Source organism: Shewanella baltica, from assembly GCF_900456975.1.
Lineage (GTDB): Bacteria > Pseudomonadota > Gammaproteobacteria > Enterobacterales > Shewanellaceae > Shewanella > Shewanella baltica.
Genome location: NZ_UGYM01000002.1, coordinates 362470 through 386440, shown reverse-complemented (window position 1 = coordinate 386440; position 23971 = coordinate 362470). Strand labels below are relative to the sequence as shown.

The 23971-nt window shown below is 46.9% G+C and carries 25 protein-coding genes and 1 other RNA gene; 11 read left to right on the top strand and 15 right to left on the bottom strand.

What is annotated here, in order from left to right; translation table 11 throughout:
- Positions 1-118 precede the first annotated feature (118 nt).
- Complete coding sequence (locus DYH48_RS01750) at positions 119-694, bottom strand: UPF0149 family protein (RefSeq protein ID WP_006080183.1); 576 nt, start codon at positions 692-694, stop codon at positions 119-121.
- 235 nt (positions 695-929) lie between these two features.
- Between DYH48_RS01750 and DYH48_RS01745 the strand changes: the two genes are divergently transcribed.
- From DYH48_RS01745 to DYH48_RS01735, 3 genes are all read left to right on the top strand, one after another.
- Positions 930-1232, top strand: a complete 303-nt coding sequence (locus tag DYH48_RS01745; RefSeq protein WP_006080182.1) for a cell division protein ZapA — start codon at positions 930-932, stop codon at positions 1230-1232.
- Between the two features lie 117 nt (positions 1233-1349).
- Positions 1350-1530: non-coding RNA, 6S RNA (ssrS, locus tag DYH48_RS01740), on the top strand.
- 8 nt (positions 1531-1538) lie between these two features.
- Positions 1539-2246: a 5-formyltetrahydrofolate cyclo-ligase gene (locus DYH48_RS01735; RefSeq protein ID WP_115333886.1), complete on the top strand. Its 708-nt coding sequence runs from the start codon at positions 1539-1541 to the stop codon at positions 2244-2246.
- Positions 2247-2276: 30 nt separating this feature from the next.
- Here the strand turns inward: DYH48_RS01735 and folM are convergent, their stop codons facing one another.
- Positions 2277-3023 carry a dihydromonapterin reductase gene (folM, locus tag DYH48_RS01730; RefSeq protein ID WP_115333885.1) on the bottom strand — a complete coding sequence of 249 codons (747 nt, stop codon included), beginning with the start codon at positions 3021-3023 and terminating at the stop codon, positions 2277-2279.
- A gap of 283 nt (positions 3024-3306) precedes the next feature.
- Here folM and DYH48_RS01725 point away from each other — a divergent pair, with 283 nt between their 5' ends.
- Positions 3307-3705 carry a thiol-disulfide oxidoreductase DCC family protein gene (locus tag DYH48_RS01725; RefSeq protein WP_012588567.1) on the top strand — a complete coding sequence of 133 codons (399 nt, stop codon included), beginning with the start codon at positions 3307-3309 and terminating at the stop codon, positions 3703-3705.
- A 96-nt stretch (positions 3706-3801) separates the two neighbouring features.
- On the opposite strand, the gene mdh is transcribed toward DYH48_RS01725, so the two are convergent.
- A complete protein-coding gene (gene mdh, locus DYH48_RS01720) occupies positions 3802-4737 on the bottom strand; it encodes a malate dehydrogenase (protein ID WP_115333884.1) in 936 nt (311 codons plus the stop codon).
- 294 nt (positions 4738-5031) lie between these two features.
- Between mdh and argR the strand changes: the two genes are divergently transcribed.
- Entirely contained in the window at positions 5032-5502 is a 471-nt protein-coding gene (gene argR / locus DYH48_RS01715) for a transcriptional regulator ArgR (protein ID WP_006080175.1), read from the top strand.
- Between the two features lie 140 nt (positions 5503-5642).
- Here the strand turns inward: argR and DYH48_RS01710 are convergent, their stop codons facing one another.
- Positions 5643-6275, bottom strand: coding sequence for an NAD(P)-dependent oxidoreductase (locus tag DYH48_RS01710; RefSeq protein WP_006084142.1), 633 nt, complete (start codon positions 6273-6275; stop codon positions 5643-5645).
- Between the two features lie 106 nt (positions 6276-6381).
- Here DYH48_RS01710 and DYH48_RS01705 point away from each other — a divergent pair, with 106 nt between their 5' ends.
- Positions 6382-7284, top strand: a complete 903-nt coding sequence (locus DYH48_RS01705) for a LysR family transcriptional regulator (protein WP_115333883.1) — start codon at positions 6382-6384, stop codon at positions 7282-7284.
- Between the two features lie 72 nt (positions 7285-7356).
- On the opposite strand, the gene DYH48_RS01700 is transcribed toward DYH48_RS01705, so the two are convergent.
- The 5 genes from DYH48_RS01700 to DYH48_RS01680 form a co-directional block, all read right to left on the bottom strand.
- Positions 7357-8292: a Dyp-type peroxidase gene (locus tag DYH48_RS01700; protein ID WP_011845757.1), complete on the bottom strand. Its 936-nt coding sequence runs from the start codon at positions 8290-8292 to the stop codon at positions 7357-7359.
- A 246-nt stretch (positions 8293-8538) separates the two neighbouring features.
- Positions 8539-10251 carry a gamma-glutamyltransferase gene (gene ggt, locus DYH48_RS01695; RefSeq protein WP_115333882.1) on the bottom strand — a complete coding sequence of 571 codons (1713 nt, stop codon included), beginning with the start codon at positions 10249-10251 and terminating at the stop codon, positions 8539-8541.
- Positions 10252-10428: 177 nt separating this feature from the next.
- Entirely contained in the window at positions 10429-11478 is a 1050-nt protein-coding gene (locus DYH48_RS01690; protein ID WP_115333881.1) for an ABC transporter ATP-binding protein, read from the bottom strand.
- Entirely contained in the window at positions 11478-13109 is a 1632-nt protein-coding gene (locus DYH48_RS01685) for an ABC transporter permease (protein ID WP_115333880.1), read from the bottom strand. The genes DYH48_RS01690 and DYH48_RS01685 overlap by 1 nt, the downstream gene beginning before the upstream one ends.
- Before the next feature lie 84 nt (positions 13110-13193).
- A complete protein-coding gene (locus tag DYH48_RS01680) occupies positions 13194-14201 on the bottom strand; it encodes a Fe(3+) ABC transporter substrate-binding protein (protein WP_115333879.1) in 1008 nt (335 codons plus the stop codon).
- Between the two features lie 219 nt (positions 14202-14420).
- On the opposite strand from DYH48_RS01680, the gene DYH48_RS01675 reads away from it, so the two are divergent.
- Entirely contained in the window at positions 14421-14843 is a 423-nt protein-coding gene (locus tag DYH48_RS01675; protein ID WP_115333878.1) for a hypothetical protein, read from the top strand.
- Between the two features lie 14 nt (positions 14844-14857).
- Here DYH48_RS01675 and DYH48_RS01670 read toward each other — a convergent pair whose 3' ends face one another.
- The 3 genes from DYH48_RS01670 to DYH48_RS01660 form a co-directional block, all read right to left on the bottom strand.
- Positions 14858-15454, bottom strand: a complete 597-nt coding sequence (locus DYH48_RS01670) for a glutathione S-transferase N-terminal domain-containing protein (protein WP_006084149.1) — start codon at positions 15452-15454, stop codon at positions 14858-14860.
- Between the two features lie 84 nt (positions 15455-15538).
- On the bottom strand, positions 15539-16288 hold the full coding sequence (locus DYH48_RS01665) for a ferredoxin--NADP reductase (protein ID WP_012090214.1): 750 nt from the start codon (positions 16286-16288) through the stop codon (positions 15539-15541).
- A 113-nt stretch (positions 16289-16401) separates the two neighbouring features.
- Entirely contained in the window at positions 16402-17028 is a 627-nt protein-coding gene (locus DYH48_RS01660; RefSeq protein ID WP_115333877.1) for a DUF5610 domain-containing protein, read from the bottom strand.
- Positions 17029-17253: 225 nt separating this feature from the next.
- Between DYH48_RS01660 and DYH48_RS01655 the strand changes: the two genes are divergently transcribed.
- The 3 genes from DYH48_RS01655 (at position 17254) to DYH48_RS23900 (ending at position 19734) form a co-directional block, all read left to right on the top strand.
- Positions 17254-17871, top strand: coding sequence for a histidine phosphatase family protein (locus DYH48_RS01655; RefSeq protein ID WP_115333876.1), 618 nt, complete (start codon positions 17254-17256; stop codon positions 17869-17871).
- A gap of 11 nt (positions 17872-17882) precedes the next feature.
- Positions 17883-19373 carry an FMN-binding glutamate synthase family protein gene (locus DYH48_RS01650; RefSeq protein WP_006084153.1) on the top strand — a complete coding sequence of 497 codons (1491 nt, stop codon included), beginning with the start codon at positions 17883-17885 and terminating at the stop codon, positions 19371-19373.
- 151 nt (positions 19374-19524) lie between these two features.
- Positions 19525-19734, top strand: coding sequence for a hypothetical protein (locus tag DYH48_RS23900; RefSeq protein WP_006080153.1), 210 nt, complete (start codon positions 19525-19527; stop codon positions 19732-19734).
- A 157-nt stretch (positions 19735-19891) separates the two neighbouring features.
- On the opposite strand, the gene DYH48_RS01640 is transcribed toward DYH48_RS23900, so the two are convergent.
- Both DYH48_RS01640 and DYH48_RS01635 read right to left on the bottom strand, forming a co-directional pair.
- Positions 19892-20152, bottom strand: coding sequence for a hypothetical protein (locus tag DYH48_RS01640; RefSeq protein WP_006080152.1), 261 nt, complete (start codon positions 20150-20152; stop codon positions 19892-19894).
- A gap of 80 nt (positions 20153-20232) precedes the next feature.
- On the bottom strand, positions 20233-22029 hold the full coding sequence (locus DYH48_RS01635) for an ABCB family ABC transporter ATP-binding protein/permease (protein WP_115333875.1): 1797 nt from the start codon (positions 22027-22029) through the stop codon (positions 20233-20235).
- 484 nt (positions 22030-22513) lie between these two features.
- Here DYH48_RS01635 and DYH48_RS01630 point away from each other — a divergent pair, with 484 nt between their 5' ends.
- Positions 22514-22690, top strand: coding sequence for a hypothetical protein (locus tag DYH48_RS01630; RefSeq protein WP_006080150.1), 177 nt, complete (start codon positions 22514-22516; stop codon positions 22688-22690).
- A gap of 103 nt (positions 22691-22793) precedes the next feature.
- Here DYH48_RS01630 and aroG read toward each other — a convergent pair whose 3' ends face one another.
- A complete protein-coding gene (gene aroG, locus DYH48_RS01625) occupies positions 22794-23849 on the bottom strand; it encodes a 3-deoxy-7-phosphoheptulonate synthase AroG (protein ID WP_115333874.1) in 1056 nt (351 codons plus the stop codon).
- Positions 23850-23971 lie beyond the last annotated feature (122 nt).

Below are 23971 nucleotides of genomic sequence, written 5' to 3'. Positions count from 1 at the left end.
TGCTATGGATTCAAAGGCAGGTTTGCCCGCCTTTGATATCAAATGAAGCCACTACTGCGTTAACTTATTAAGCATTTAACCTAAGCATTAAACCTAAGCGCTAAACAATCGCGGTAAATTAATGCACCACCGCAGTATCGTCAGTCTCGCCAAGCGGGATCTCAGGGCCAAACTCCGAGTAACACATAATGGCGGCGATGCGCACAAACTCGAGTAGTTCAGTGTAAGCGGCTTCGGATTCTTCATCGTCGGCAACATCAAATTCGACTTGGGCAATTTCCGCCAAGTCTTTGATCACTTCACGCACTTCTGCCGAGGCTTGATTCAGTTTCGGCTGAATAATTGCCATGCCAGTCAAAAAGCTTTGGGTCCAAAGGGACAAGGCTTCAACACGTTGGCTGAGCGGCTCTTCTTCTTCGGGCAACAACGGCATGAAACCAAATTCAAAATCCACTAAACGCGCGACAGAATCATTAAACAAATCACACACTAATTGGTGCAACTGCGCTGGCAAAGGTTGACCATCGTTCATCAAGTCAAATAAAGGCTTGATCCAAGTGTCGCCAGTTTGCGCTACACCACCGCAAATTAAACCGACTAAAGCACCGTGAACTTCTACCGGATGTTGGCCGATTTCAGCCGCATCTAAGGCGAGTTTTAAGCTGTCGATACGTAACGAAGGAGGGGTTGCCATGTCAGATCCCAATAAGATTTTTCCAGCAGCAATGCTAGCAGAGATAAAGACTTGAACCAATACTGAATCCCAATAATGGCGAAATCGGCCACACCCTGATAAAAAATTATCCAACTGCTCACACAAACAGCAAACAAAACCGCCAAAGACCAATCCATTTGCGGCTTACCTTGCACTTTTAATATCAGCCCTATATAGTCCGCCCTAAGAGGCTAACGAAAGGATCACCCGCGACATGAGTAACAGTGCTGTTGAAATTACCCTACTTGGGCGCACCTACTCTATCGCTTGCCCGAAAGGTCAAGAGGATGCCTTACGTACGGTAGCGTTGGGAGTTGAACAACAACTCACAGCGTTAAAAACCCGAACCAATAGCCTAAGCCGCGAAGAAATTGCCATTATGGCGGCGCTGAATATTGGACACGAGTTGTTCCAAGAAAAGCAAAAAAATAAGCATTACATGCAACAGATGGACGACAGGATCAGCTTGCTGCAGTCGACCCTCGAAAATGCCTTAGTTGAGCGTTCAACTAAATAGATTTAAACTGTGCGCCTTGGTGATTTAACACCATTTGAGTTAAACCGACTGACGCACAGTGAATGGCTAAACTGGCTTATCTAAATAAACCAATGTTTTAGCGATTCAATACCGTTTTGCTCCCTGGGATGCATGCCAACTGGTAATGTCCCTGTGCCGATAATTTTTATCTCAGGGTGAATGCTTTACTGACATTGTGCATGCTCGGCTTGTACCGAGAAGCCTTAGGAGGTAATCATTTACCCGCCTTGAACCTACGGTTCAAGGGCTACACCGGTAGCGGCATTCTGGGGAGCATCTTAATTTATGTCTACATCCTCCAAACTTTCTCATTTCCCCCCAAAAAGCGACACGGCGCACCTTGCCGTAGAGGTTGCTGCTGTTGGTGAAATGACTGATGTCGCAAGCCATGCGGCAAATATCGCCATTCATACGCAAGAAAGCCGCAATCAGTTACGCAAAAGCATTCGTACCGCCCGCAAATCCCTTTCAGAAAGCGAGCAAACCCAAGCAAGCTTAAGCGCCAGCCAACGAATGCTCGATGCATTGCAGGCCCAAAATGCGCAACATGTGGCGCTTTATCTCACCCACGATGGCGAACTCGCCACGCCGCCGCTGATCGCTGCGCTGTGGCAATTGGGTATTCACACCTATCTGCCAAGGTTGCATCCCTTCAATGCTGGGCAACTGTTATTCCTGCATTACAGTGCTGATACCCCGATGCAGGCGAATCAATTCGGCATCTTAGAACCTAAGTTAGATGTGCGCGCCATTATCCCAGTAACTGAGCTAGATGTGGTTATCACGCCCTTAGTGGCGTTTGATTTAATGGGGAATCGCATGGGCATGGGCGGCGGTTATTACGATAGGACGCTGGCAAACTGGCAGCTTAAAGGTAAACCTTTGCCTATGGGTTATGCCCACGACTGTCAGCAAGTTGTGAGTTTACCCTGCGAGCATTGGGATGTGCCTTTGCCATTCATCATCACCCCAAGTCGCGTACTGACGTTCTAAGCCACTGGCTGTTTTCGAAAAATCAAATGACTATTTTAACTGGCGACCGCCGTCGACATTATGGCAACGACCTGTGACGTAGCGGCTATTAAGTAGGTAGTCCACGAGTTCGATAATCTCCGCATTCCCCGCCTCTTTCGGCAACAGCGCTTTGGCTAAGGTTTTTTGCTGATAGGCGGCGTCATCACCCGTATTAAATAGGATCATCGCCGGCGCAATCGAATTCACTTTCACCTCGGGCGCAAATTTGGCGGCAAAGGATAGCGTCATATTGTGCAGCGCGGCTTTACTGGCGGCATAGGCTATGTGCTTCTGACTGCCCTTCTCTGCCACGTAATCGGTAATATGAATCACATCACTGCCGCCGATTTCATCGCAAGCAGCGACACGTAGCTGCGCCTCTAAGGCCAAGTTCAACTGATAGGGCACGCTCACATGCACTTGCATCATCCGCTGCAGCACTTCGCTCGGCGCAAAAGTGTTACTCTTTAAAGGCTCATTCGTAGTAAGAACAGGATCAGGCAGCCAGTCCGAAGCATTGTGAATAATGGCGCGAATTTGAGGCAGTTGAGTTAACTCATCAATTAAGGCTTGCACTTGGCCATCGTCATAAAAATCGCAGGGATACAGAGTCGCACCTAAAGCGTTCAGCTCATCAATGCTATCGTAATGGCTGCGATAAGTACCAATCACCTGCTGACCTTGGGCGAGAAAATGTTTGGCTAAGGCGTAACCTATGCGTTTACCCACGCCTGTGATTATGATGGGAGATGTCATACCTATCCTTTTGAGTCGTTATTTGTCAGGCTTTACCTTGTTCACTTAAAAGCAAGCAATCAAGTTAACCTTATGAATAACCAAGATGTTACTGTACTCATTTGAATTTAACCTAACAAAAAGCCAAATGAGGCGCGGATTCAATTTAAAATCAGCGTTGATCTAAAATCAGCTGCGATCTAAAACCCTTTAATCTGCGTATAGGTTATAAGAAACCAAGCTTAAGTGCACAAGCCAAGAGCTTAGACCAAGTATTGTGATCAAGTCATCAGAGGTGGACCCGATGGAACTGCGGATTTTTTATGATGGTAACTGTCCATTATGTAGCGCCGAAATGCGTCAACTGAAAGCGCGCGATCCCAACAACTTGATTGCGCTTGAGGATTTAAATGCATCCGACTTTAGTGAACGTTTCAGCCATATCGATAAAGACTACGCCAATACTATTCTCCATGGTGAAACCGCAAAGGGCGAAGTGTTACTCGGGTTAGATGTCACCTGTAAAGCGTGGGCACTGACAGGCACACGTGCTTGGATCCAACTGTTACGCCTGCCCGTGATAAAAACTGTGGCCGATTGGACTTATCTGCGCTTTGCAAAACACAGATACCGAATATCCTATTTACTGACTGGCAAAGCCCGCTGCGACGATAACTGCCAAATTCCCACCAAACGCCGCTGAATGAGCTTTAGAAAGTGTAAAACGCAGGCATAAAAAAACGGAGCTCAATGGCTCCGTTTTTTAATTCGTCATAATCTAAAAAGATTATCCGAAAGATTATTTAACGAAATCAACACCTAGTTTGATATCGCCTTTCAGCGTATCTAACATAGAATCACGAGCGTTAGCTTCGAATGCACTCACTTCACCGTAAGGCAGTACTTTTTCAATACCGTTTTTGCCTAACAGCACAGGTTGTGCGAAGAACTCTGCGTGCTCGCTGCCGCCGTCAACATAGGCGCATTCAACGATGTTAGCTTCGCCTTGCAGACCACGAACCAAAGACAGGCCGAAACGGCAAGCCGCTTGACCCATAGACAGAGTCGCGCTACCGCCACCGGCTTTAGCTTCAACCACTTCTGTACCCGCGTTTTGAATACGAGTCGTCATCGTTGCCACTTCTTCGTCAGTGAAAGTCACGCCTTCAACTTGAGACAGTAATGGCAGAATGGTCACGCCGCTGTGGCCGCCGATCACATTGACTTTAACGTCAGCAACATTCAGGCCTTTTAATTCGGCGATGAAGGTTTCAGAACGGATCACGTCTAATGTCGTGATACCGAACAGACGGTTCTTATCATAAACACCCGCTTTCTTCATCACTTCTGCAGCGATAGCGACAGTGGTGTTGACTGGGTTAGTGATAATGCCAACCAAAGCCGTAGGGCAAGTTGCCGCTACTTTTTCGATCAGGTTGCGAACGATACCAGCATTGATATTGAACAGATCTGAACGATCCATACCAGGCTTACGCGCAACACCAGCAGAAATTAGAACAACGTCAGCACCCACTAGGGCAGGCGTTGGATCTTCACCAGCAAAACCTTTGATTTCAACAGCAGTAGGGATGTGGCTCAAGTCAACCGCAACACCCGGAGTAACCGGTGCGATATCATATAGAGACAAATGTGAACCCGCAGGCAGTTGAGTTTTTAACAGTAGGGCAAGAGCCTGGCCGATACCACCAGCAGCACCAAGTACAGCAACTTTCATAGTTATCTCCGTTATTTCTCGGATATGTGTGACATGGATCTAATTTACGTTGGCGTCACATTACTGGAATGTCACAACAATTTCAATTATCCCTTAGTCGTGGGACAAAAGAATTCCGGAATAAGTTAGAAGCAATGTAGAACAATTACTCAAATTGGTATTTTTAAGCCCCCAGCAAACGCTTAACCACAGGGGATTAGTGAATTTTTATTCAACCAATCTGGTTATTTGTTGACAATTTTTCTAAAAATATTCAAAATGGGCCTGTTTTTTTGAATAACGAATAATAATATTATGCAAACGACCAAGAATCAGGATGACCTTGTTAGAATTTTTAAGTCGATTTTAAAAGAAGAGCGCTTTGGCTCTCAAAGTGAAATCGTCACCGCCTTGCAAGCTGAAGGCTTTGGTAATATTAACCAATCAAAAGTATCACGCATGCTCAGCAAGTTCGGCGCAGTGCGGACTCGCAACGCTAAGCAAGAGATGGTGTATTGCTTGCCGGCCGAATTAGGCGTACCCACCGCGGGTAGCCCGCTGAAGAATTTGGTACTCGACGTCGATCATAACCAAGCAATGATTGTCGTGCGAACTAGCCCAGGTGCCGCGCAGCTGATTGCCCGTTTATTGGATTCTATCGGTAAACCAGAAGGCATTTTGGGCACGATTGCCGGTGATGACACTATCTTTATTTGTCCATCGAGCATCCAAGATATCGCCGATACCTTAGAAACCATCAAATCTTTATTCAATTACGCAGAATAAAAAAACAGGTCAGCTTGCTGACCTGTTCTATTTCATCTGTGCGCATTTCTGTCCAATCTTGCGCTGATTATTTGGCCATTGTCCCGATTACGTTACACATTTAAGCCAATCTCGCGCGCACCGATGTTTATACGCTAAGGTCAGTAAGCCACACTGATGCGCTGATTTGCGTGAGTGCCCTGTTCGGCCTCATCTAACATGGCTTTAGCGTAATCCGTAACAGAAATGCGGCTGCGACCATTAGCATCGGTAAAGAAGCTGTCGCCACCAAGGCGATATGGGCCTTCACTCTCGCCAGGATAAATCTCAGCGGCGGGGCTCACAAAGGTCCAATTAATTGCAGTTTGCGCCGCACGGAATACCTGCAAAGCTTCACCCTGAGCTAACGCCTCATCTTTATATGCAGCGGGGAAATCTGGGCTAGAAACCAGAGTCACACCCGGTGCCACTTCTAAGCTCCCTGCGCCACCAACCCACAATAAACGTGGCACCTTAGCGTTAGGCAGCACATCCAGTAAATGCTGAACCGTACTCGCCACTAGGTCATGATTTTGTTGTGCGCGGCCACCAACAGCGGCAATGACAACATCTACGCCAGCAAAGGTTTGCGCAACTAATGGCTGCTCTAAATCCACAGCATGCACAGCCACATCAGTAGCGGATAACTTGCTCGGATCACGCACTAGCGCTGTTACTTGGTGCCCACGGCTCAATGCTTCTTTTAAAATTGCACCACCAATCCAACCTGTTGCACCTAAAATTGCGATTTTCATTTCGTTAACTCTCTCTGATGACTTACATTGAAGCCAGTTTACTTGCAGTGGTTCCCGTGATAAACATCAATAAATGAGCATGATTGTTTCAGTTTGAGGTACTAATATGGATAAAATTGCCGCAATACGCAGTTTCGTCGAAGTGGCAAACTGTGGCAGCTTTACCAAAGCTGCCGAGCATTTAGACCTCAGCCGCCTGCAGGTGTCCCGCCATATTCAAGAAGTGGAGCAGTGGTTGAGTTTACGCTTACTACACCGTACCACCCGCAGCGTCAGCCTGACTTTGCAAGGCGAAGAAGCGCTGCAATTTTGCCAGCGGATATTAAGTGAAGTCGCCGCCATGGAAAGCCGCGCCCACAGCCATAACAGTGAACTGGTGGGCAGTATTCGTATCGCCACACCAATTGGCCTTGGACAGCACAGCCTGTTTGATGTTGTCGATCGCTTTATTAAAATTCACCCTAAGGTCAGCATTCAGCTGGTGATGTCAGACAGTTTTGCCCAATTAGTGGATGAGCGAGTCGATGTGGCGCTGCGCTACACCGAGCAGCCCGATGAGAATTTGATTGCCCGCCGTTTAATGACCATAGATGCCGTGATCTGCGCTGCGCCGAGTTACCTTGATAGCAACACACCACTTGTCGAGCCCATAGATCTACTGGCTCACAACTGCCTGATACACTCGGCGCAACAAAATTGGCCTTTCCTGAAAGAGCTGCAAGCCGAGCACGTGAAAGTCACAGGCAATCTTAAAGCTAACGACATGGGCGTATTGGTGAGTGCGGCGCTGCGGGGACATGGCATAGTGCGCTTGCCATGCGACTTAGCCAATCAATACCTTGCCAGCGGCCAGCTCAAAGAAGTGTTACCCGACTTTACGACGCCAGGCCAAACCCTATGGGCGGTGTACTTATCCCACAGTTATCAGCAAAATCTGGTGCGCGCCTTTATCGATTTCACTGCCCAGCAATGGCAACTCGATATCAAAAAATGGCTCCCTGCGCATTAGCATAAAAAACGCACTTAGGCGTTAGCGTAAGTGCGTGTTAATTGATGCTGAATCTGCGCAGATATCGAAAGCTTATTCGTCGAATTGCAGCATAAAATCCAATGCGGGGGCAAAGAAGGATGAGCCTGTCATCGCCTTGGTGAAATGCATCAAGTGATCATGGTTACCTTCGCCATCACCAAACATCATGCTATGCAGCATTTTTTCAAAATGCTCAGGCGTACGGCAGTTAGAGATAAACATTAATCCCTGCTCTTTTAGTGAACCATAGGGCATGCTCTGGCGCAGGATTTCCATCGACTGACCATTCGCATCTTTAAGATTCACCCGCTTGATATGGCTGGTCAGTGGCTTATCTTCTGACTCATACTCGATATTATCTTGCTTAGTGCGACCGATAATATCTTCTTGTTTTTTAACCGGCAATCTATGCCATTTACTCAAGTTATGGGCATACTTTTGCACGTGAATATAGCTGCCGCCCCTAAACTCAGGATCTTCATCACCAACCAGAGCGACTTCTTGACGGTGACGCCCCTTAGGATTTTCGGTGCCATCGACAAAGCCGGTTAAATCGCGGCTATCCATAAATCGAAAACCCCGTTCTTCATCGACTAGTTCCACTAAATCTTCAAACATTTGGCTGATTTCATTAGCGACTAAATGCAGAATATCGTAACGATCGCAGCGGATATGCACGAACAAATCATATTCAATTGCCGGTGCTTCACGGCTGCCGACTTGCATCGCAGGGAAAGGCTTAAGCATTTCAGGACGCGCATTAGGATAGAGGCTATCCCAATAGTTAGCGCCAATCCCTACAAAACCATTGAATGCACTGTCAGAATACTGATCTGTCAGCTCATAAATATACTGCGCAACGTTGGCAAGACAGGGACGTAATTGTGACTCTACATTGTCATTGGCATTAAACATCAAATAGACACTGTGTAAGTTCCCCTCTGCACACACACCCAACTGTTCACGCGGCATATTTTGTATATCCATTTGGTTATCACCCTTTTTCTAAATTCATTTTCGGCAATATTATCCGCAACTTTACCTGAAAATGACATTAACTAACGCACAGTTTGTTCTGGTTTATCATGATAATGCTCATTACGCAGCGTTATCGCGCCCAAGATCCCTAAATGTAAAAATTGACGAGACTGTAAAAGTCTCGTCAATCAGTTTAATCGAATAAATGAAGCAAAGCTTACTCTGCCTCAAGCTTACCTTAGCGTGGCGCTGAAGTTAATAACCCGCGGCATGACCATCCTTGCGGCTCTCAGAAGCCGCACGATACACGCCCGTTTCAGCATTAAATCCAATGGCTTGATAGCCGCCAAAATCGCCAAGGCCGTCACGCAGCACATGACCTTTCTTGATAAGCTCACGGCGCGTTTCCACAGGGAAGCCCGATTCCAGACTGACGTAGCCGCCGTCATTCATCACTTCGCCGGTGGGCTCAGTTGAACCCATATGCAAAATTCTGGGGGCATCGCCCGCTTCTTGCAAGTTCATTTTAAAATCAATCAGGTTCATTAGAATCTGCGCGTGCATCTGTGGTTGAGTCGCGCCGCCCATCACCCCAAAGCTGAGCCAAGGTTTACCGTCTTTGGTCACAAAAGCGGGAATGATGGTATGAAATGGACGCTTGCCCGGTGCGTAGGTATTAAAACGCCCCTCAGTTAAATCAAACATTTGCCCACGGTCTTGCAGCACAAAACCGAGATCCGGCGGCGTCATTCCTGAACCCATACCACGGTAGTTACTTTGAATGAGTGACACCATGTTGCCGTCTTTGTCGGCGGTGGTCAGGTATACAGTATCGCCATGTTGTAACGCAGGATTACCCGCATCAACACTCTTGGCCGCTTTATTGGGATCGATTAACTTAGCGCGATCATAATTGTATTGCTGCGAAATCAAATCGTTAACCGGCACTTTATTAAAGGCCATGTCGGCATAAAACTTAGCTCTGTCGGCAAAGGCGAGTTTTTTGGCTTCAACAAATAAATGCACATATTCGGGGCTATTAAAGCCCATAGCAGCCACATTAAAGGGTTCCATGGTTTTTAAGATTTGTAGCGCCGCAATGCCTTGACCATTGGGCGGCAGTTCCCATACATCGTAACCACGGTAGTTCACCGAAACCGGATCTATCCATTCGCTAGTATGGCTCGCTAAGTCATCATAACTTAAATAACCACCTTGGGATTTCATGTACTTATCGATACTTTTGGCGATATCGCCTTTATAGAAAGCATCGCGGCCACCCTTGGCAATTTTCTCATAGGTATTAGCAAGCGCTGGGTTTTTAAAGATTTCGCCCACCGCTGGCATCTTGCCATTAGGCATATAGGTTTCTTTAAAACCGGGGAATTTAGCGAGTTTTTTACCACTCCCCTCAAGGTAATAGGCGATGAGTTCGGACACAGGGAAACCATCACGGGCGTAATGGATTGCGGGCGCAAGATTATCGGCCATCGCTAATTTGCCGAACTTATTATGCAGTTCATACCAGCCATCCACAGCGCCGGGCACAGAAACAGGCAAGGGTCCAAGCGGCGGTAAATAGTCTAAGCCGAGAGATTTAAGCTTTTCTAAACTTAAGGATTTTGGACTGCGGCCCGAAGCGTTAAGACCATAGAGGCGTTTATCTTTCGCGCTCCAGACGATGGCAAATAAGTCACCACCAACACCCGAACCCGTTGGTTCGACTAACCCTAGCATGGCATTCGCGGCAATCGCCGCATCGACCGCACTACCGCCCTGCTTGAGTATATCAATAGCGACTTGTGTGGCGAGTGGTTGACTGGTCGCCGCCATTCCATGGGTGGCATACACTTCTGAGCGCGTCGCAAAGGCTTTACCCGTGATCCTATCCATGGCCATCACTCCTGAAGACGATATTGCCGTCGCCACTGTCACTAAGGTACAAATTGATTTTATTGTTTTTATCATAATTCCTCCCACTCTGGAGAAATTAAGGTAACAAGGATGGTCGAAAATATCACCAACCAATACCGCATAGGCCTAAGTTAAACGTAAGCAAAAATGTCGTACTTTAGTTGGTGATAGCTTATCGCCGTAGCATTAATACCTGACCGCTTAGATTTGCTCTGCACAATATTAATATGCCTAAGATTCAAATAGCACCAGCGAGTGCGGCTCTGTCGTTACCCCGACTTTTTGGCCGATAGTGAGCTGCATCATTTGGCTTCGCACTTCGACATAATAAGCATGGGAGGCGGCTTCAATCTTGACCCAGTAATGACAAAAAGCGCCTAAAAAACGCCGCTCTGTGATCGTGCCCACACCTTGCTCATCGGCGCTGAGCGTCAATTGCTGCGGGCGCAAGAATACCGTACCGCTGAACTCGCTCGGCAACCCTAATGGCGTAAGGCTGGTTAAATGGCCGATAGGAGTGGCAACCCTGTGTCCATCGAGCACTGCGGCGGGTAAGTAATTACCGCTACCTAAAAAGTCCGCCACATAACGGCTGTTTGGCGCGGCGTATAAGGCTTCGGCGCTGCCATGCTGCACTATAATGCCTTGCTTAAAAATCGCCAAAGTATCAGCAAATACAAAGGCTTCATCCTTACTGTGGGTAACAAATACCGCGCTAACATTACGCTGTTTCAAAATACTGCGAATTTCCGCCATCATCTCGTAGCGCACTTGGGCATCGATATTAGAAAAAGGCTCATCGAGCAGTAATAACTGCGGCTCATAGGCAAGTGCCCGCGCAATCGAGACGCGCTGCTGCTGACCGCCAGATAACTCATGGGGATAACGCTGAGCTAAGCCTTCGAGTTTGACTAAGGTTAGCATGTCATCCAACCGTGCCTGACGCTCCGCGGCCGACAATTTAGCCACGCCAAAGAGAATATTCTCCGCCACAGTTAAATGAGGAAAAAGCGCATAGTCTTGGAAAATCATGCCGATACCGCGCTGTTCGCTAGGCACAAACTGGCTGTCGCCACTCACAACGCGGCCATTGATCTGAATTTCACCTTGGCTAATCGCCTGTAAGCCCGCAACTGCTCGCAATAAGGTCGTCTTGCCACAACCGCTGGGGCCTAACAAAGCAAGAATCTCTCCTTGTTCTAGGGCCAAACTCAACCCCTTTAAAACTTGCTGGCCCTGATAATCGCTATGAACTTGCATGAGTTTGAGCGTGTTTGTCATCAGCTGTGGTGCTCCAATGAACGGTTTAAATAAATCAGCGGTACTAAGCCCACCAGCACAATCACAATCGCGGCTAAGGCGCCGTGCTCGAGTTTTTCATCGGATACAAACTGGAATACATAAGTTGCAAGGTTTTCAAAACCGATAGGCCGCAGCAATAACGCCGCTGGCAGTTCCTTCATGCTTTCGATAAACACCAATAACGCGCCCGCAAACAATCCCTTACCAAGTAGAGGTAAATGCACTCTTTGCAGCAACTGCCGCGGACCTTGCCCCATAGTCAGGCTCACCATGTCCAGCGATGGCGAGATGCGTTTATAGCTACTTTCAACGCTGCCGATAGCAATTGCCACAAAACGTACGCAAAAGGCAAAAATCAACGCCACTACGCTGCCCGTCAAAATAAGTCCTGGGCCGTTTAAACCAAGCAGATCCGCTAGATCGTTAATCGCAAAATCGAGCATAGTGAGCGGCACTAATACGCCGATAGCGAGCACAGTGCCGGGCAAGGCATAACCCGTCGAGGCTAAGCGTGAGGGCAAGGCATCACTAGATCTTGGGCTTATCCGGCGTACAAACATGAGCAGCAAAGCGATTAAGCAACAGATGAAGCTAGTGATTAGCGCAAGGCTGAGACTGTTAAGGCTTAACTGCCAAAAGCTCTCATCCCAGCTTTGTTCAAAATAACCAATGGCATAGGACAATAGAATCCCAAAGGGCAACAAAAAGGCTAATAGCAGCAGAGTGGCACAAAAGCTCAGTGCAACTGCGGTTTGCACTGTCGAGAGTCGATACAAATCACTGGCTTGGATGCGCGATTGCTTTTGGAATAACTGCTGTTTGCGGCGGGCGAAACGCTCAAATCCAATCAGGCTAAACACCACCAGCAAGATAATCGCCGACAACTTAGCAGCGGCGGTCAGATTGCCATAACCCAACCAAGTGTCGTACACGGCCGTGGTTAAGGTTGGCAAGGCAAAATAGTTAACCGTCGCAAAATCGGCGGCGGTTTCCATCGCCACCAAGGCCACGCCAACCGCGAGTGCAGGCCTTGCCATAGGCAAAGAAAGCCGCCAAAAACTCTGCCAGGGTGAACAGCCCATAATGCGTGAAGCATGGGCCAAACTTAAGGATTGCTCCATAAACGCGGTACGCGCCAAGAGATAAATATAGGGAAATAACACCAGCGACAACATGCACGCCGCGCCGCCTAAGGTGCGAATATCGGGGAAGAAATAATCCTGCGGTGAACTCCAGCCAAATATCGATCTCAAGCTACGCTGCACTGGCCCCGCATAATCGAGCAAATCGGTATAAACGTAGGCAACAATATATCCCGGCATAGCGAGGGGCAATAATAGCGCCCATTGCAAATAACGCCTGCCGACAAATTCACAGCGAGCCATCAACCAAGCACAGGGTAACGCAAGTAATAACGCGCCCAAACTCACCCAAAAGATCAACAATAAACTGTTGATGATATAAGTTGGCAGAACCGTTGCCATCAGATGGCCAAACACGGCTTCGTCAGGCTGCAGAGCCTGCAATATCAGTGCAACCAGTGGCAACACCAGCAGGGTGGCCACCGCATAACCAGCAAGCGACCAGCTTCTGGCTAATCCTAAAATCATGTCAATCCTTAAAAAGTTACAGCGCCAATCAATGGCGCTGATAACCTAATTCTGCAATTTGTCACTCGTACTTAACGTCAAATGCTAGAGATCAAACTGCACTTCATCTAATAACTTAACCGCCGCTTGGTGATATTCGGCCAGTTTGAAAATAGGCAATTGATCCGACTTAAACTCGCCCCATGAAGCTACTAAGGTTGAAGGTGCCACATCGGCTTTTACTGGGTATTCCATATTCACATCAGCATAGGCCTTTTGAGCCACATCGGCGGATAAGAATTCCATCAATTTGATCGCATTGGCTTTATTCGGTGCATGACGGGTTAATACCATACCAGACACGTTCACATGGGCACCGCGATCGGCTTGGTTCGGGAAGTTAATCGTCACCGCTTCAGCCCAGCTTTTTTGCTCAGGGTCTTGCATCATGTTGCCGTAATAATAGCTGTTGCCGATGGCGATATCACATAAGCCTTCTTTTACCGCTTTCACTTGGGCTCTATCATTACCCTGTGGCTTGCGCGCTAAGTTACTCTTCACGCCTGCCAACCAAGTTTTCGCCTCAGCTTCACCGTGATGGGCAATCATAGATGCCACTAACGCTATGTTGTATGGATGCTTACCACTGCGGGTACAGATTTTGCCTTTGTATTTAGGGTCGGCGAGTTCTTCATAGGTAATTTGCTGCGGCCCTAAACGATCTTTCGCCGTATAGAGATTTCGCACTCGCATGGTCAGGGCGTACCACTGGCCGTCAGGATCGCGATACTGGGCAGGAATATTGCTTTCGAGTTGGGTATTTTTAGCCGGTGAAGTCAGATCTTTATCGACTAATTCAACCAGACGTGAGAAATCAGAGGTCAGCACCAAATCTGCTGGGGATAAACGACCTTCACGGGCGAGACGCTCGGCAATGCCGTCTTTTGCAAAAACCAAATTCACACCTATGCCGGTTTCTTCGGTGAAACGCGTCAGGATAGGCTCCACCAAGAAGGCTTGGCGATAAGAATAAACTGTTAATTTATCATCAGCATTCGCCGAATGCCCAACCGACATTAACCCAACTACTGCTGCGCAAGTTACCCATTTCATTACCGATTTCTCCCCAAAGTGATGACGTGTTCAGCGAGTGTGAACATGGCTGCATTAATGATAATGCTTATCAGTTGCGCAAGAGTAATAGATAGAGAAGTGGAGGGCAATAGTCTATTTAACTTTTTGTTTTTAATGAGTTTAAATTCAAAACTGGTGATTATCTCAAATCAAACTAAACTGAACCTTAATTTGCTTAAAATGCTTTGAGGAGGCGTTATGTTAACTGTTTTGCTGCTAGGCGTAGTCGCAGTGGCGCTATTTGGCTTATTTAAACTCAACACTGGCCACAAGCGGCATAAACACTATGCTAAAGCTGTCAATCAATACGCCGACGGGACTAAGCCGCATGCATCACAAACCCATCATTTTCACAGCGTAAGCATAGTGAATGACGGCAGTTGCTGTAAGCAAGTTGAAACATTCTCTGGAAAACGTTTTTTATCGAAGGATGCGCCGGAAATCCCGATGGAAGAATGCACTATGACCCACTGCCAATGCCGCTATCAACACCATGAAGATAGACGCCAAATAGGGAATGATCGCAGAGTCGAATACGGGGTCACGCGGGATTTATTCGGCGCTTTTGGAGAACAAAACCGCCGTGACAGACCAAAGGGAAGACGCGCAACCGACGGCTGAGCATCTTCATCCTATTACTGGGGACGTGTTTGAATAAATGCGGGTAGATCACGCATCTCACTAAACCAAAGTGCCGTCGCTGGGGCAACCTTGCGCCAATCTAACTCTGGATGTCTAAAGTCCACATAATCAAGCAAGCAAATCAAGGCTAATTGCGGTGCCTGAATCGTGGTTTGGGTGATCACGGTTTGCAGCTCAACCTGCATAAGTCCACGCAACAATGCTTGTTCAAAACGGGCCGTCCAAAAAGCCGATCTCACACCTTCATCTTCACGCATCTGCTCTTGGCGCAATTTTACCGCGCTATCGATTAAGCCTTTTATCAAGGAATACTGACACTCCAACACCCAGTTATGACTTGAGATCCCAAACATCTTACGATCGCCAAGCTCAGCATCTAGGTAACGCATAATCACTTCGCTATCAAATAGTGCCACGCCATCGTTGGTGATAAGACACGGGATCTGTCCTAACGGGTTGGCATCGAGTAATTCAGCGCTGTTTTCAAAGGGATTGACTAGCAGCTCTTCAATATTGTTAATCCCTAAATACTGGATCAACGCTCTAACACAACGGGCATAGGGTGAAGCTTGAGAACTTAACAACTTCATCAAAAATTTCCTTTTATTTGCATTAAACGCTATGGCTATTAAGGGGTGAGAACAGTTTGCTCTCACCGCCCATATAAAATGGGATCACCAATATTTTTCTACTGTAATTTGTCCCGGAGCACGACGTAAGTTCTTCACTAATCCCTTATCGAGTAAGGCGCTTTGGGCACCATTAATCATACCGGGATTGCCGCAAATCATGACTTGGGAATCAGCGGCACTTAAGGTTAATCCTGCCTTTTTCTCGATTTCACCCGAGACTATGCCCTCGGGAATACGACACTGCAACGCATCGGCCAAGGGTTCACGGGTCACACTCAAAACTAATATAAACTGTGCTGGGTATGTGCGTTCTAACTCACGCAGCTTATCAAGGTAGGCTAAGTCCTGCGCCTCGCGCACGCCATACACAAGCACCACTTTTTCAAAACGCTCCCAAGGTTCATGGGTGTCGAGCATAGACAAAAATGGCCCTACCGCTGTACCTGTGGCCAAAAACCATAAGTGCTTGCCTTGGAGCTCACCCTTAGGAATTTCCGCTAAGGTCATAAACCCGGTCGCGGTTGAAGTGATTTCAATTTCATCGCCTATGACAAGGTTGTGTAATTGCGGCGATAACAGACCGTCCTCTACCGCAACGGCGAGCACTTCGGCATAGGGTTTATCGGGGGAATTTACTAAGGAGTAAGCTCTGGCCACACGCTTATCATCTTGCATTTGACTTAACTTGATAAACTGACCAGGAATAAATGGGGCTAACTCGGCGGCGATGCGCAATGAAAATAACTTATCGCTCCAATCAATACGTTCTATAACTTGTCCCCTAGTCCACATAACTTGCCCTCAAGCGAAACGTTAAATAGGCTTCCAGCATAGACTTTTTTCCGCATAACAAAAACCCCTTATGATAAGGGGCTTATGACGATAGAACCGAAAACAACAGAGCGTTAACTGGCACTCGATTGTGTCTCATCTGTCTTCTTGTTAAAGCTATCCCTAAAGGCCTGTAATCCCTCTTGCACTAAACCGTAGGTTTTATCGACGCCATCGGCAATATCACCCTGCAATACTTTAAGACCAGACAGAATATCTTTCGCTTCTTTAAAGCCGTTATCAATTGCACCACCAATAATTCCCATAAAGCTATCGAGTTGATCGCTTAGACTCATACCCGAATTTTGTTGCTGGTGAATGCTAAAAAATTGCGTCGCAAAACTCACGATACGATCTGCAGTCGCTTCTGGTGATGTATCTACGCCATTATCGTAAGCAGTTTGAATCGCGTTCTCGCCCATAGTAGGCGCTAACTCTTTATTAATAGACTCTATCGCAGCGCGATAAAGCAAGGTCATAGACTGATCGCCTGACTTGATATTCACATCTTGCTGTGCCGATAGAATTGCTTGATTCATCAGCTGCTTACTCGTTTGCTGCGCGGTTTGTTTCGAGGTCACTTCGGTGGTTTTCGCGTCCTTCGAATCACTCACTTCGGTACCCTTAGGCGTCGTATTTTCAGCATATTTTTTCTGCGGCAAAGGGGTACTTTGCACTTGAGAGGATTTATTGATTTCCATGATGACTATCCATTCAATTCGGGTCGACTTTATTATCGACCAAAATTTGACCAGCTTTAGTAATTTTTAGAATTGAAGTACCATCGTGACCACAAGGCCATGATAAGGCCCGCATAAATTGAGTGGGTTCATTCTTTATAAATTGCATAAAGCGCCATCCACCCGCATGCAGATCATTACTATCGTCGAGCTTAGAGATGAGCCAATAGAAAAGGATGTTACACCATGGCAGCAGGTCGCAGTTTGAGTCATTTCCGCTTTCACGTGTTTACACGAATGCTTAAGCGCACTACTGAGCACTATATGGGCATTAATATAAAACGCCTTAGTTTGCTCACTGGTCTTATTATCTTAACTTGCCTCAGCCTCGCACCGATTAGCCAAGCCCACGCGGAAAACAGGCTGATTATTTTAGTCAGGCATGCCGAAAAAGCCGACACGCCAGCCAATGATCCACAGTTATCGTCCAAGGGGGAAATGCGCGCAACGTCACTGATCACCGCCTTGAGCCGCACGCCGTTGTCGCAGCTCATTGCAACTCAATACCTGCGAACCCAGCAAACACTCGCGCCTATCGCCGAGGCTCGCCATTTGCCCGTGACGATAGTCGAAGCAGCAAAGCCTATCGAAGAACATATTCAGCAGATTGTCGAACAAGTGCATGCGGTACAAGGCAATACGCTCATCGTTGGGCATTCAAACACAGTGCCATTGATCATCAAAGCCCTGGGTGGACCTGAGATCCAAGCGATCGGCGAAGAGGACTACAGTCAGCTGTTTTTACTCTCTCTCAATGATGGCCAACCCGCAAGCTTGATCTCCACCCGTTACGGACAAGAATAAGGATAAATAACATGAGTGAACTCAATTGGTTTATGTGGGGACTCGATCTGTTTTCAGGACTGTTTTTGATCGTTATAGGACTCGCAGTACTCGCGGTTATTTACATGTATATCGCAGATAAAATGCAGACCAAACAAGCGGTAAGACATAACTATCCCGTGATTGGTCGTTTTCGATATCTGTTCGAAAAACAAGGTGAGTTTTTCAGACAATACTTTTTCGCCCAAGACAGAGAAGAATTGCCCTTCAACCGTGCTGAACGCAGCTGGGTGTACCGCGCCGCCAAGAATGTCGATAGAACCATAGCCTTTGGTTCGACTCGTCCCTTGGATACAGCTGGTACTATCATGTTTATGAATACCGCCTTCCCAACCCAAGATGAAGATATCACTCCTATTCATCCGCTGACGATTGGCACTCACTGTCGTCAGCCCTATACAACTCAAGCCATTTGCCATATTTCAGCCATGAGTTTTGGCGCCCTATCGCGCCCAGCCATCACCGCCCTTTCCCATGGCGCAGCGCAAGCGGGTTGCTGGCTTAACACAGGTGAAGGCGGCTTGAGCCCTTATCATCTCAAAGGTGGCTGCGATCTCGTCTTTCAAATTGGAACAGCCAAATACGGCGTTCGCAATGAACAAGGACATTTAGACGATGAAAAACTGAAAGCGATAGCGATTCATCCTGAAGTCAAAATGTTCGAAATTAAAATGAGCCAAGGCGCAAAACCAGGCAAAGGTGGCATTTTACCCGGTATTAAAGTGACCGCTGAGATTGCCCATATTCGCGGTATTCCAGAGGGGCACGACTCAATCAGCCCCAATGGCCACATCGAATTTAAGTCAGTGAATGATATTTTAGATATGGTCGAGCGAGTTCGTGAAGTTACAGGTAAACCTACCGGCATTAAAGCCGTACTCGGCGATGTGCAGTGGCTGGAAGATTTATGTGATGAAATTGAACGCCGCGGCGAAGACTCAGCCCCCGACTTTTTCACCTTAGACAGCGCCGATGGCGGCACGGGCGCAGCGCCGCAACCGTTAATGGATTATGTCGGATTACCGCTGAAAGAAAGCTTACCTATCCTAGTCAATATCTTGATCCAACGAGGCTTGCGTAAACGTATCAAAGTCATCGCCTCGGGCAAACTTATCGTCCCATCCAGAGTCGCTTGGGCTTTGGCATTAGGCGCCGACTTTATCGCATCGGCCCGTGGCAACATGTTCGCCCTCGGTTGTATTCAAGCCTTGCAGTGTAATAAAGATACCTGCCCAACGGGTATCACGACGCACAATCCAAAACTACAACAAGGGCTAAATCCTAGGGATAAATCGACGCGGGTCGCTAGCTATAATCATAATTTACACCATGACTTAGGGCTGATTGCGCACTCTTGCGGTGTGACAGAGCCAAGACAGCTCAAGCCTTCACATGTACGAATTGTGCTCGATAGCGGCTTATCCATCTCACTCGACAAATTCTATTCGCACATGGATAAATAGCCGCGAACCCTTGCGGTTATTAGCCAGTACAACTTTTGTCTATATGGTTTTTACATAAGGTATATTTGAATGCGCATCACAAAAGAGGTAAGATTCGTGAGGTGAGGCGTTATTCAAATACCTTACCCACAATAGAACTTAAGGAAACACTTTGAAATCTAGCTTCGTAAGCCAACTGCCCCCCAGTAAAACTGTAAGCACGAGCTGTAAGAGCTGTAATCGCCTAACTGAGATCGAAGGCGAGCTTGTGTGTTTTCGTGAAGGACAGATCATCCGACTCACATTGATCGATGAGTCAGCGCCTAAATTGAATCTTTTATGCGAAGGTTGGAAAGCTGGCAAGCTGAACGGCGTAGCTTAATTCGGTAATATTTATCGAGAGTCGCATTCATCTAGAGTAGCTCTAGAGCAAAATCACTCTTCCTTGAGCATCGAGAATAGAAGTTCGCCTCTATCCTCCCACATTCTTATCTAACGCGTGCTTTCTAACGCATTTTCTAGCGTACGGCCTATGATCTCTAGCGCATGCTCATCATATAGTCACTTGTCGGCACGTTCATATCGCGGATCACACCCGCAAGTACCATCTCTGGATTGACCTTAGCCAAAGTAAGGCACCGAGTCGTCACCAGTAGACCCGCATTCAATTCTGCATGAATACGTTGCAGCGAATCATAATCAACACCACGTTTTTTCAATGTCGCCATGATGGCATCCCAATCAGTGGCGACTTTTTCTTCTTTGCCTTCAATGTTAACTCTCAGTGCAATATTTTCCATGCCAGATCTCTTCCGATTGATGTGTTGGCATTTGAGTATAGAGAGCCAAAGCTGAATAAAGACTGAACTGTATTGCGCTATTAACTGCTCAGAGGAGTATGTTGTTGCTCATTTTGTATCCGCCATAATTTGGCATATAGACCATCTGCCAATAGCAAAGTCTGATGATTACCTTGCTCAACAATTTCACCTTGGCTCAAGACGACGATTTGGTCAGCATCGACAATAGTAGATAATCTATGAGCTACCACAAGGCTGGTATGCCCTTTAGCAACTTCCCGCAGTGCCGACAAAATCGCTTGCTCGGAGCGGCTATCGAGTGAAGATGTCGCCTCATCAAACACCAGCACGGGTGAGCCCTTCAAAATGGCCCTCGCTATCGCGACCCGCTGTTTTTCTCCGCCAGAGAGTTTTAAACCGCGCTCACCCACCTTTGTATCCCAACCAAGGGCAAGTGATGCAATAAATTGCTCTAAGTGCGCCAGTTTAATCGCGTTACGTACCTCTTCATCCGTCGCGCCCGGGCGACCATAACGTATGTTCTCAACTAATGAATCGTTAAACAGCACGGTATCTTGCGGCACGATAGCGATGGCCCGTCGCAACGCATCTTGTGTGAGATGACGGATATCTTGTCCATCGATTTTGATCCCGCCTTGGTCTACATCGTAAAATCGAAACAACAATTTAATCAGCGTCGACTTACCAGCACCACTATCGCCGACTACAGCCACCTTTTTCCCCGCAGCAACCTTAAAACTCACGTCCCGCAGAATTTGTCGCTCGTCGTAGCTGAAATTCACATTTTCAAATACCAGCTCACCCTTAGTAGGCTGAAAATCGAGTGCTTGGGGTGAGTCGACTATCATGGGATGCTTATCGAGCAGGCTAAACATGCGCTCAATATTGGCTAAGGCGCCGCGAATTTCGCGATACACGAAACCTAAGAAGTTAAGGGGTAAAAAGAGCTGCATCATAAACGCATTAATCAACACAAAATCACCTAAGGTCATATCGCCATAGGTGACTCGGTAAGCCGCCAGCGCCATCATAGCTGTCATCGCCAGAGCGATAATCACAGCTTGTCCGCCATTAAGCGCAAATAAAGATAAACGGTTTTTACGCTTAGCGACTTCCCACTGTTCGAGCGCTTGATCGTAGCGCTGCGACTCATACTTCTCATTATTGAAATACTTAACAGTTTCATAGTTCAGCAAACTATCAATCGCCCGTGTATTTGATAAAGAGTCAGCCTTGGCGGCATCACGTACATACTCAGTGCGCCATTCAGTCGCGACCACAGAGAAAATAATGTAGGCCAACACAGCAATAAAGGTGATTGCCGCAAACGCAATCCCGTAGTTATAGAAGAAAATACCAATCACCATGACAATTTCGAGCAAGGTCGGCACTATGTTGAACACCATAAACCGCATGAGGAAACTCACGCCACTGGTGCCGCGCTCAATATCACGGGATAGACCGCCGGTTTTGCGCTCTAGATGAAAATCGAGATCAAGTCGGTGTAAATGCTCGAATACCGCTAAGCCTAAACGGCGGATCGCCCGCTCAGTCACCCGACCAAACAAGGTATCGCGGATCTCCCCCGTAATCGCCGTCAGTAAACGAATCGCACCATAGGCCAACACTAATCCCACGGGCACACTGAGGGCTTGCGCGGTTTTATCGGCATCTAAGGTGTCGACCAAATGCTTCAAAATAAAAGGCAAAGCCACGCTGGTCAGCTTAGCGATGATGAGGCATGACATTGCCAGCGCAATACGGCCTTTGTATTCCAATAAGTAAGGCCAAAGCAGCTTCATGACGTGCCAGTTTAATTTATCGACTGGACCTTCAAAATATAACGTTGGGCGCATAGGACATAACCTTGAATGAGTTATATCAATTGTAACAGCACAAACCAGACATAAGCTAAACGAAACGAACAAAGCTTGAATAAAATCAATCAGATTTTCCTGACAGACAAATAGACTTATTCACGACACAATCCGTTGCTATTCTGATCCTATTAAAAGCTAAAACATCATACTTACGTATTACACTGGCATATTCATAATAAATGAATTTATACTGATTTCTGTGCTGACATAAATACCCATAGCTTGCGTTTGACTTGAGCTCTGCGCCGTATAACAGAAGACAAGTTGGCTATGGGGGGAAGGCTTAGCTCAACCTTACTGCTGTTGATTATTTTTGCAGTTTTGCCCAAAATGCCATGGAGGCGGTTATACAAATCGATAGAATTTGTTAACCTCTACGCGCTAGATTTTGCGATTCATACGCCCAATCTCTAGCGAGAACATTAAGACAAACAAATTAAATAAGATCAAAGGAAGCTTTATGTTGGATTCCGCTAAAGTTCAATACCCGCCATTACCACTGATCCAAACTTGGGTGTGGATGATGATCGAATCAGGCAATCCAGAGATACAAGATAAAGGTAGAGACAACCTTATTGCCGCCTTTGGTAGCTTAGCCAAAGCAAATGAATACATTGTTGAAATAAGCAATAAATAGATAAAACAAAGGCGCCGGGATAGCGCCTTTGTTTTTACTTTAGCCGCAATCGTTAACGACTAACTCAGGTATCGTTGCGTTTGATGTTCGCACGAGCAGACAATTAAACCTGACGGCGTTCGATAATACTCTGATTCAGAATGGCCAACAGGCGCTCGGTATCATCCCAACCGATACACGCATCGGTAATACTCTGGCCATAACACAACTCTTGACCTTCAATTAAATCCTGACGACCTTCCACTAAATGGCTTTCTACCATAACACCAAAAATAGCAGTATTGCCCGTCGCCACTTGGCCAGCCACATCTTCGGCAACCACTAACTGACGTTGATACTGTTTACTGCTATTGGCATGGCTAAAGTCGATCATGATGTTGTCGGCAAGTTTAGCTTTTAATAACTGCTGGCTAATTTCAGCGACATGCGGCGCACTATAATTAGGCTCGCGGCCGCCACGTAAAATAATGTGGCAATCAGGATTACCTTTCGTCGAAACGATCGCCGAATGACCCAACTTAGTCACAGATAAAAAATGGTGCGGTGCATTGGCAGCACCTATCGCATCGATAGCGACTTTAATGGTGCCATCTGTCCCATTTTTAAAACCGACCGGACAAGAAAGACCAGAGGCTAACTCTCTGTGCACTTGTGATTCAGTAGTACGGGCGCCGATGGCTCCCCAGCACATTAAATCTGCCATATATTGTGGGGTGATCATGTCAAGAAACTCGCCCGCGGTTGGCATGCCGCTATCGTTCAAATCCACCAATAACTTACGCGCAGTGCGTAAACCATCGTTGAGTTTAAAGCTGTTATCCATGTAAGGATCGTTAATCAGCCCCTTCCAACCCACTGTGGTTCTTGGCTTTTCAAAATACACTCGCATCACGATTTCGAGTTGATCCTTATAACGCTCACGCAGCGCAACCAGACGTTGACCATATTCCAACGCCGCTTTGGGATCGTGGATAGAACAAGGCCCAATCACCACTAACAGGCGATCATCAGTTTTAGCCAGAATATTGTGGATACTATTTCGCGCATTAAACACAGTCGCAGAGGCTTTTTCAGAAGCAGGAAATCGTTCTAGAATCGCGATAGGAGGAAGTAACTCTTTTACTTCTTTAATGCGAACGTCATCATTTTGGTAATACATAATTTTACTGCTCCAACTCTGGTGTTTTAGGCTATTTCTATCGCTGCGATAAGGGATCTCAACTGCAATACTGAGTTCAATTTATCGAGTCTCAAGCGCCAATGCAACCAAGTTGTCTCCAT

Coding starts and splice junctions, on each gene's coding strand:
- ggt (WP_115333882.1), bottom strand. CDS start 10,251: ATGATAAAAACAATAAAATCAATTTGTACCTTAGTGACAGTGGCGACG.
- folM (WP_115333885.1), bottom strand. CDS start 3,023: ATGACATCTCCCATCATAATCACAGGCGTGGGTAAACGCATAGGTTAC.
- DYH48_RS01700 (WP_011845757.1), bottom strand. CDS start 8,292: ATGGATATACAAAATATGCCGCGTGAACAGTTGGGTGTGTGTGCAGAG.
- DYH48_RS01660 (WP_115333877.1), bottom strand. CDS start 17,028: ATGGAAATCAATAAATCCTCTCAAGTGCAAAGTACCCCTTTGCCGCAG.
- DYH48_RS01670 (WP_006084149.1), bottom strand. CDS start 15,454: ATGAAGTTGTTAAGTTCTCAAGCTTCACCCTATGCCCGTTGTGTTAGA.
- DYH48_RS01655 (WP_115333876.1), top strand. CDS start 17,254: ATGGCAGCAGGTCGCAGTTTGAGTCATTTCCGCTTTCACGTGTTTACA.
- mdh (WP_115333884.1), bottom strand. CDS start 4,737: ATGAAAGTTGCTGTACTTGGTGCTGCTGGTGGTATCGGCCAGGCTCTT.
- DYH48_RS01725 (WP_012588567.1), top strand. CDS start 3,307: ATGGAACTGCGGATTTTTTATGATGGTAACTGTCCATTATGTAGCGCC.
- DYH48_RS01650 (WP_006084153.1), top strand. CDS start 17,883: ATGAGTGAACTCAATTGGTTTATGTGGGGACTCGATCTGTTTTCAGGA.
- DYH48_RS01680 (WP_115333879.1), bottom strand. CDS start 14,201: ATGAAATGGGTAACTTGCGCAGCAGTAGTTGGGTTAATGTCGGTTGGG.
- DYH48_RS01750 (WP_006080183.1), bottom strand. CDS start 694: ATGGCAACCCCTCCTTCGTTACGTATCGACAGCTTAAAACTCGCCTTA.
- DYH48_RS01675 (WP_115333878.1), top strand. CDS start 14,421: ATGTTAACTGTTTTGCTGCTAGGCGTAGTCGCAGTGGCGCTATTTGGC.
- DYH48_RS01705 (WP_115333883.1), top strand. CDS start 6,382: ATGGATAAAATTGCCGCAATACGCAGTTTCGTCGAAGTGGCAAACTGT.
- DYH48_RS01685 (WP_115333880.1), bottom strand. CDS start 13,109: ATGATTTTAGGATTAGCCAGAAGCTGGTCGCTTGCTGGTTATGCGGTG.
- DYH48_RS01735 (WP_115333886.1), top strand. CDS start 1,539: ATGTCTACATCCTCCAAACTTTCTCATTTCCCCCCAAAAAGCGACACG.
- DYH48_RS01745 (WP_006080182.1), top strand. CDS start 930: ATGAGTAACAGTGCTGTTGAAATTACCCTACTTGGGCGCACCTACTCT.
- aroG (WP_115333874.1), bottom strand. CDS start 23,849: ATGTATTACCAAAATGATGACGTTCGCATTAAAGAAGTAAAAGAGTTA.
- DYH48_RS01635 (WP_115333875.1), bottom strand. CDS start 22,029: ATGCGCCCAACGTTATATTTTGAAGGTCCAGTCGATAAATTAAACTGG.
- DYH48_RS01665 (WP_012090214.1), bottom strand. CDS start 16,288: ATGTGGACTAGGGGACAAGTTATAGAACGTATTGATTGGAGCGATAAG.
- DYH48_RS01630 (WP_006080150.1), top strand. CDS start 22,514: ATGTTGGATTCCGCTAAAGTTCAATACCCGCCATTACCACTGATCCAA.
- DYH48_RS01690 (WP_115333881.1), bottom strand. CDS start 11,478: ATGACAAACACGCTCAAACTCATGCAAGTTCATAGCGATTATCAGGGC.
- DYH48_RS01640 (WP_006080152.1), bottom strand. CDS start 20,152: ATGGAAAATATTGCACTGAGAGTTAACATTGAAGGCAAAGAAGAAAAA.
- argR (WP_006080175.1), top strand. CDS start 5,032: ATGCAAACGACCAAGAATCAGGATGACCTTGTTAGAATTTTTAAGTCG.
- DYH48_RS01710 (WP_006084142.1), bottom strand. CDS start 6,275: ATGAAAATCGCAATTTTAGGTGCAACAGGTTGGATTGGTGGTGCAATT.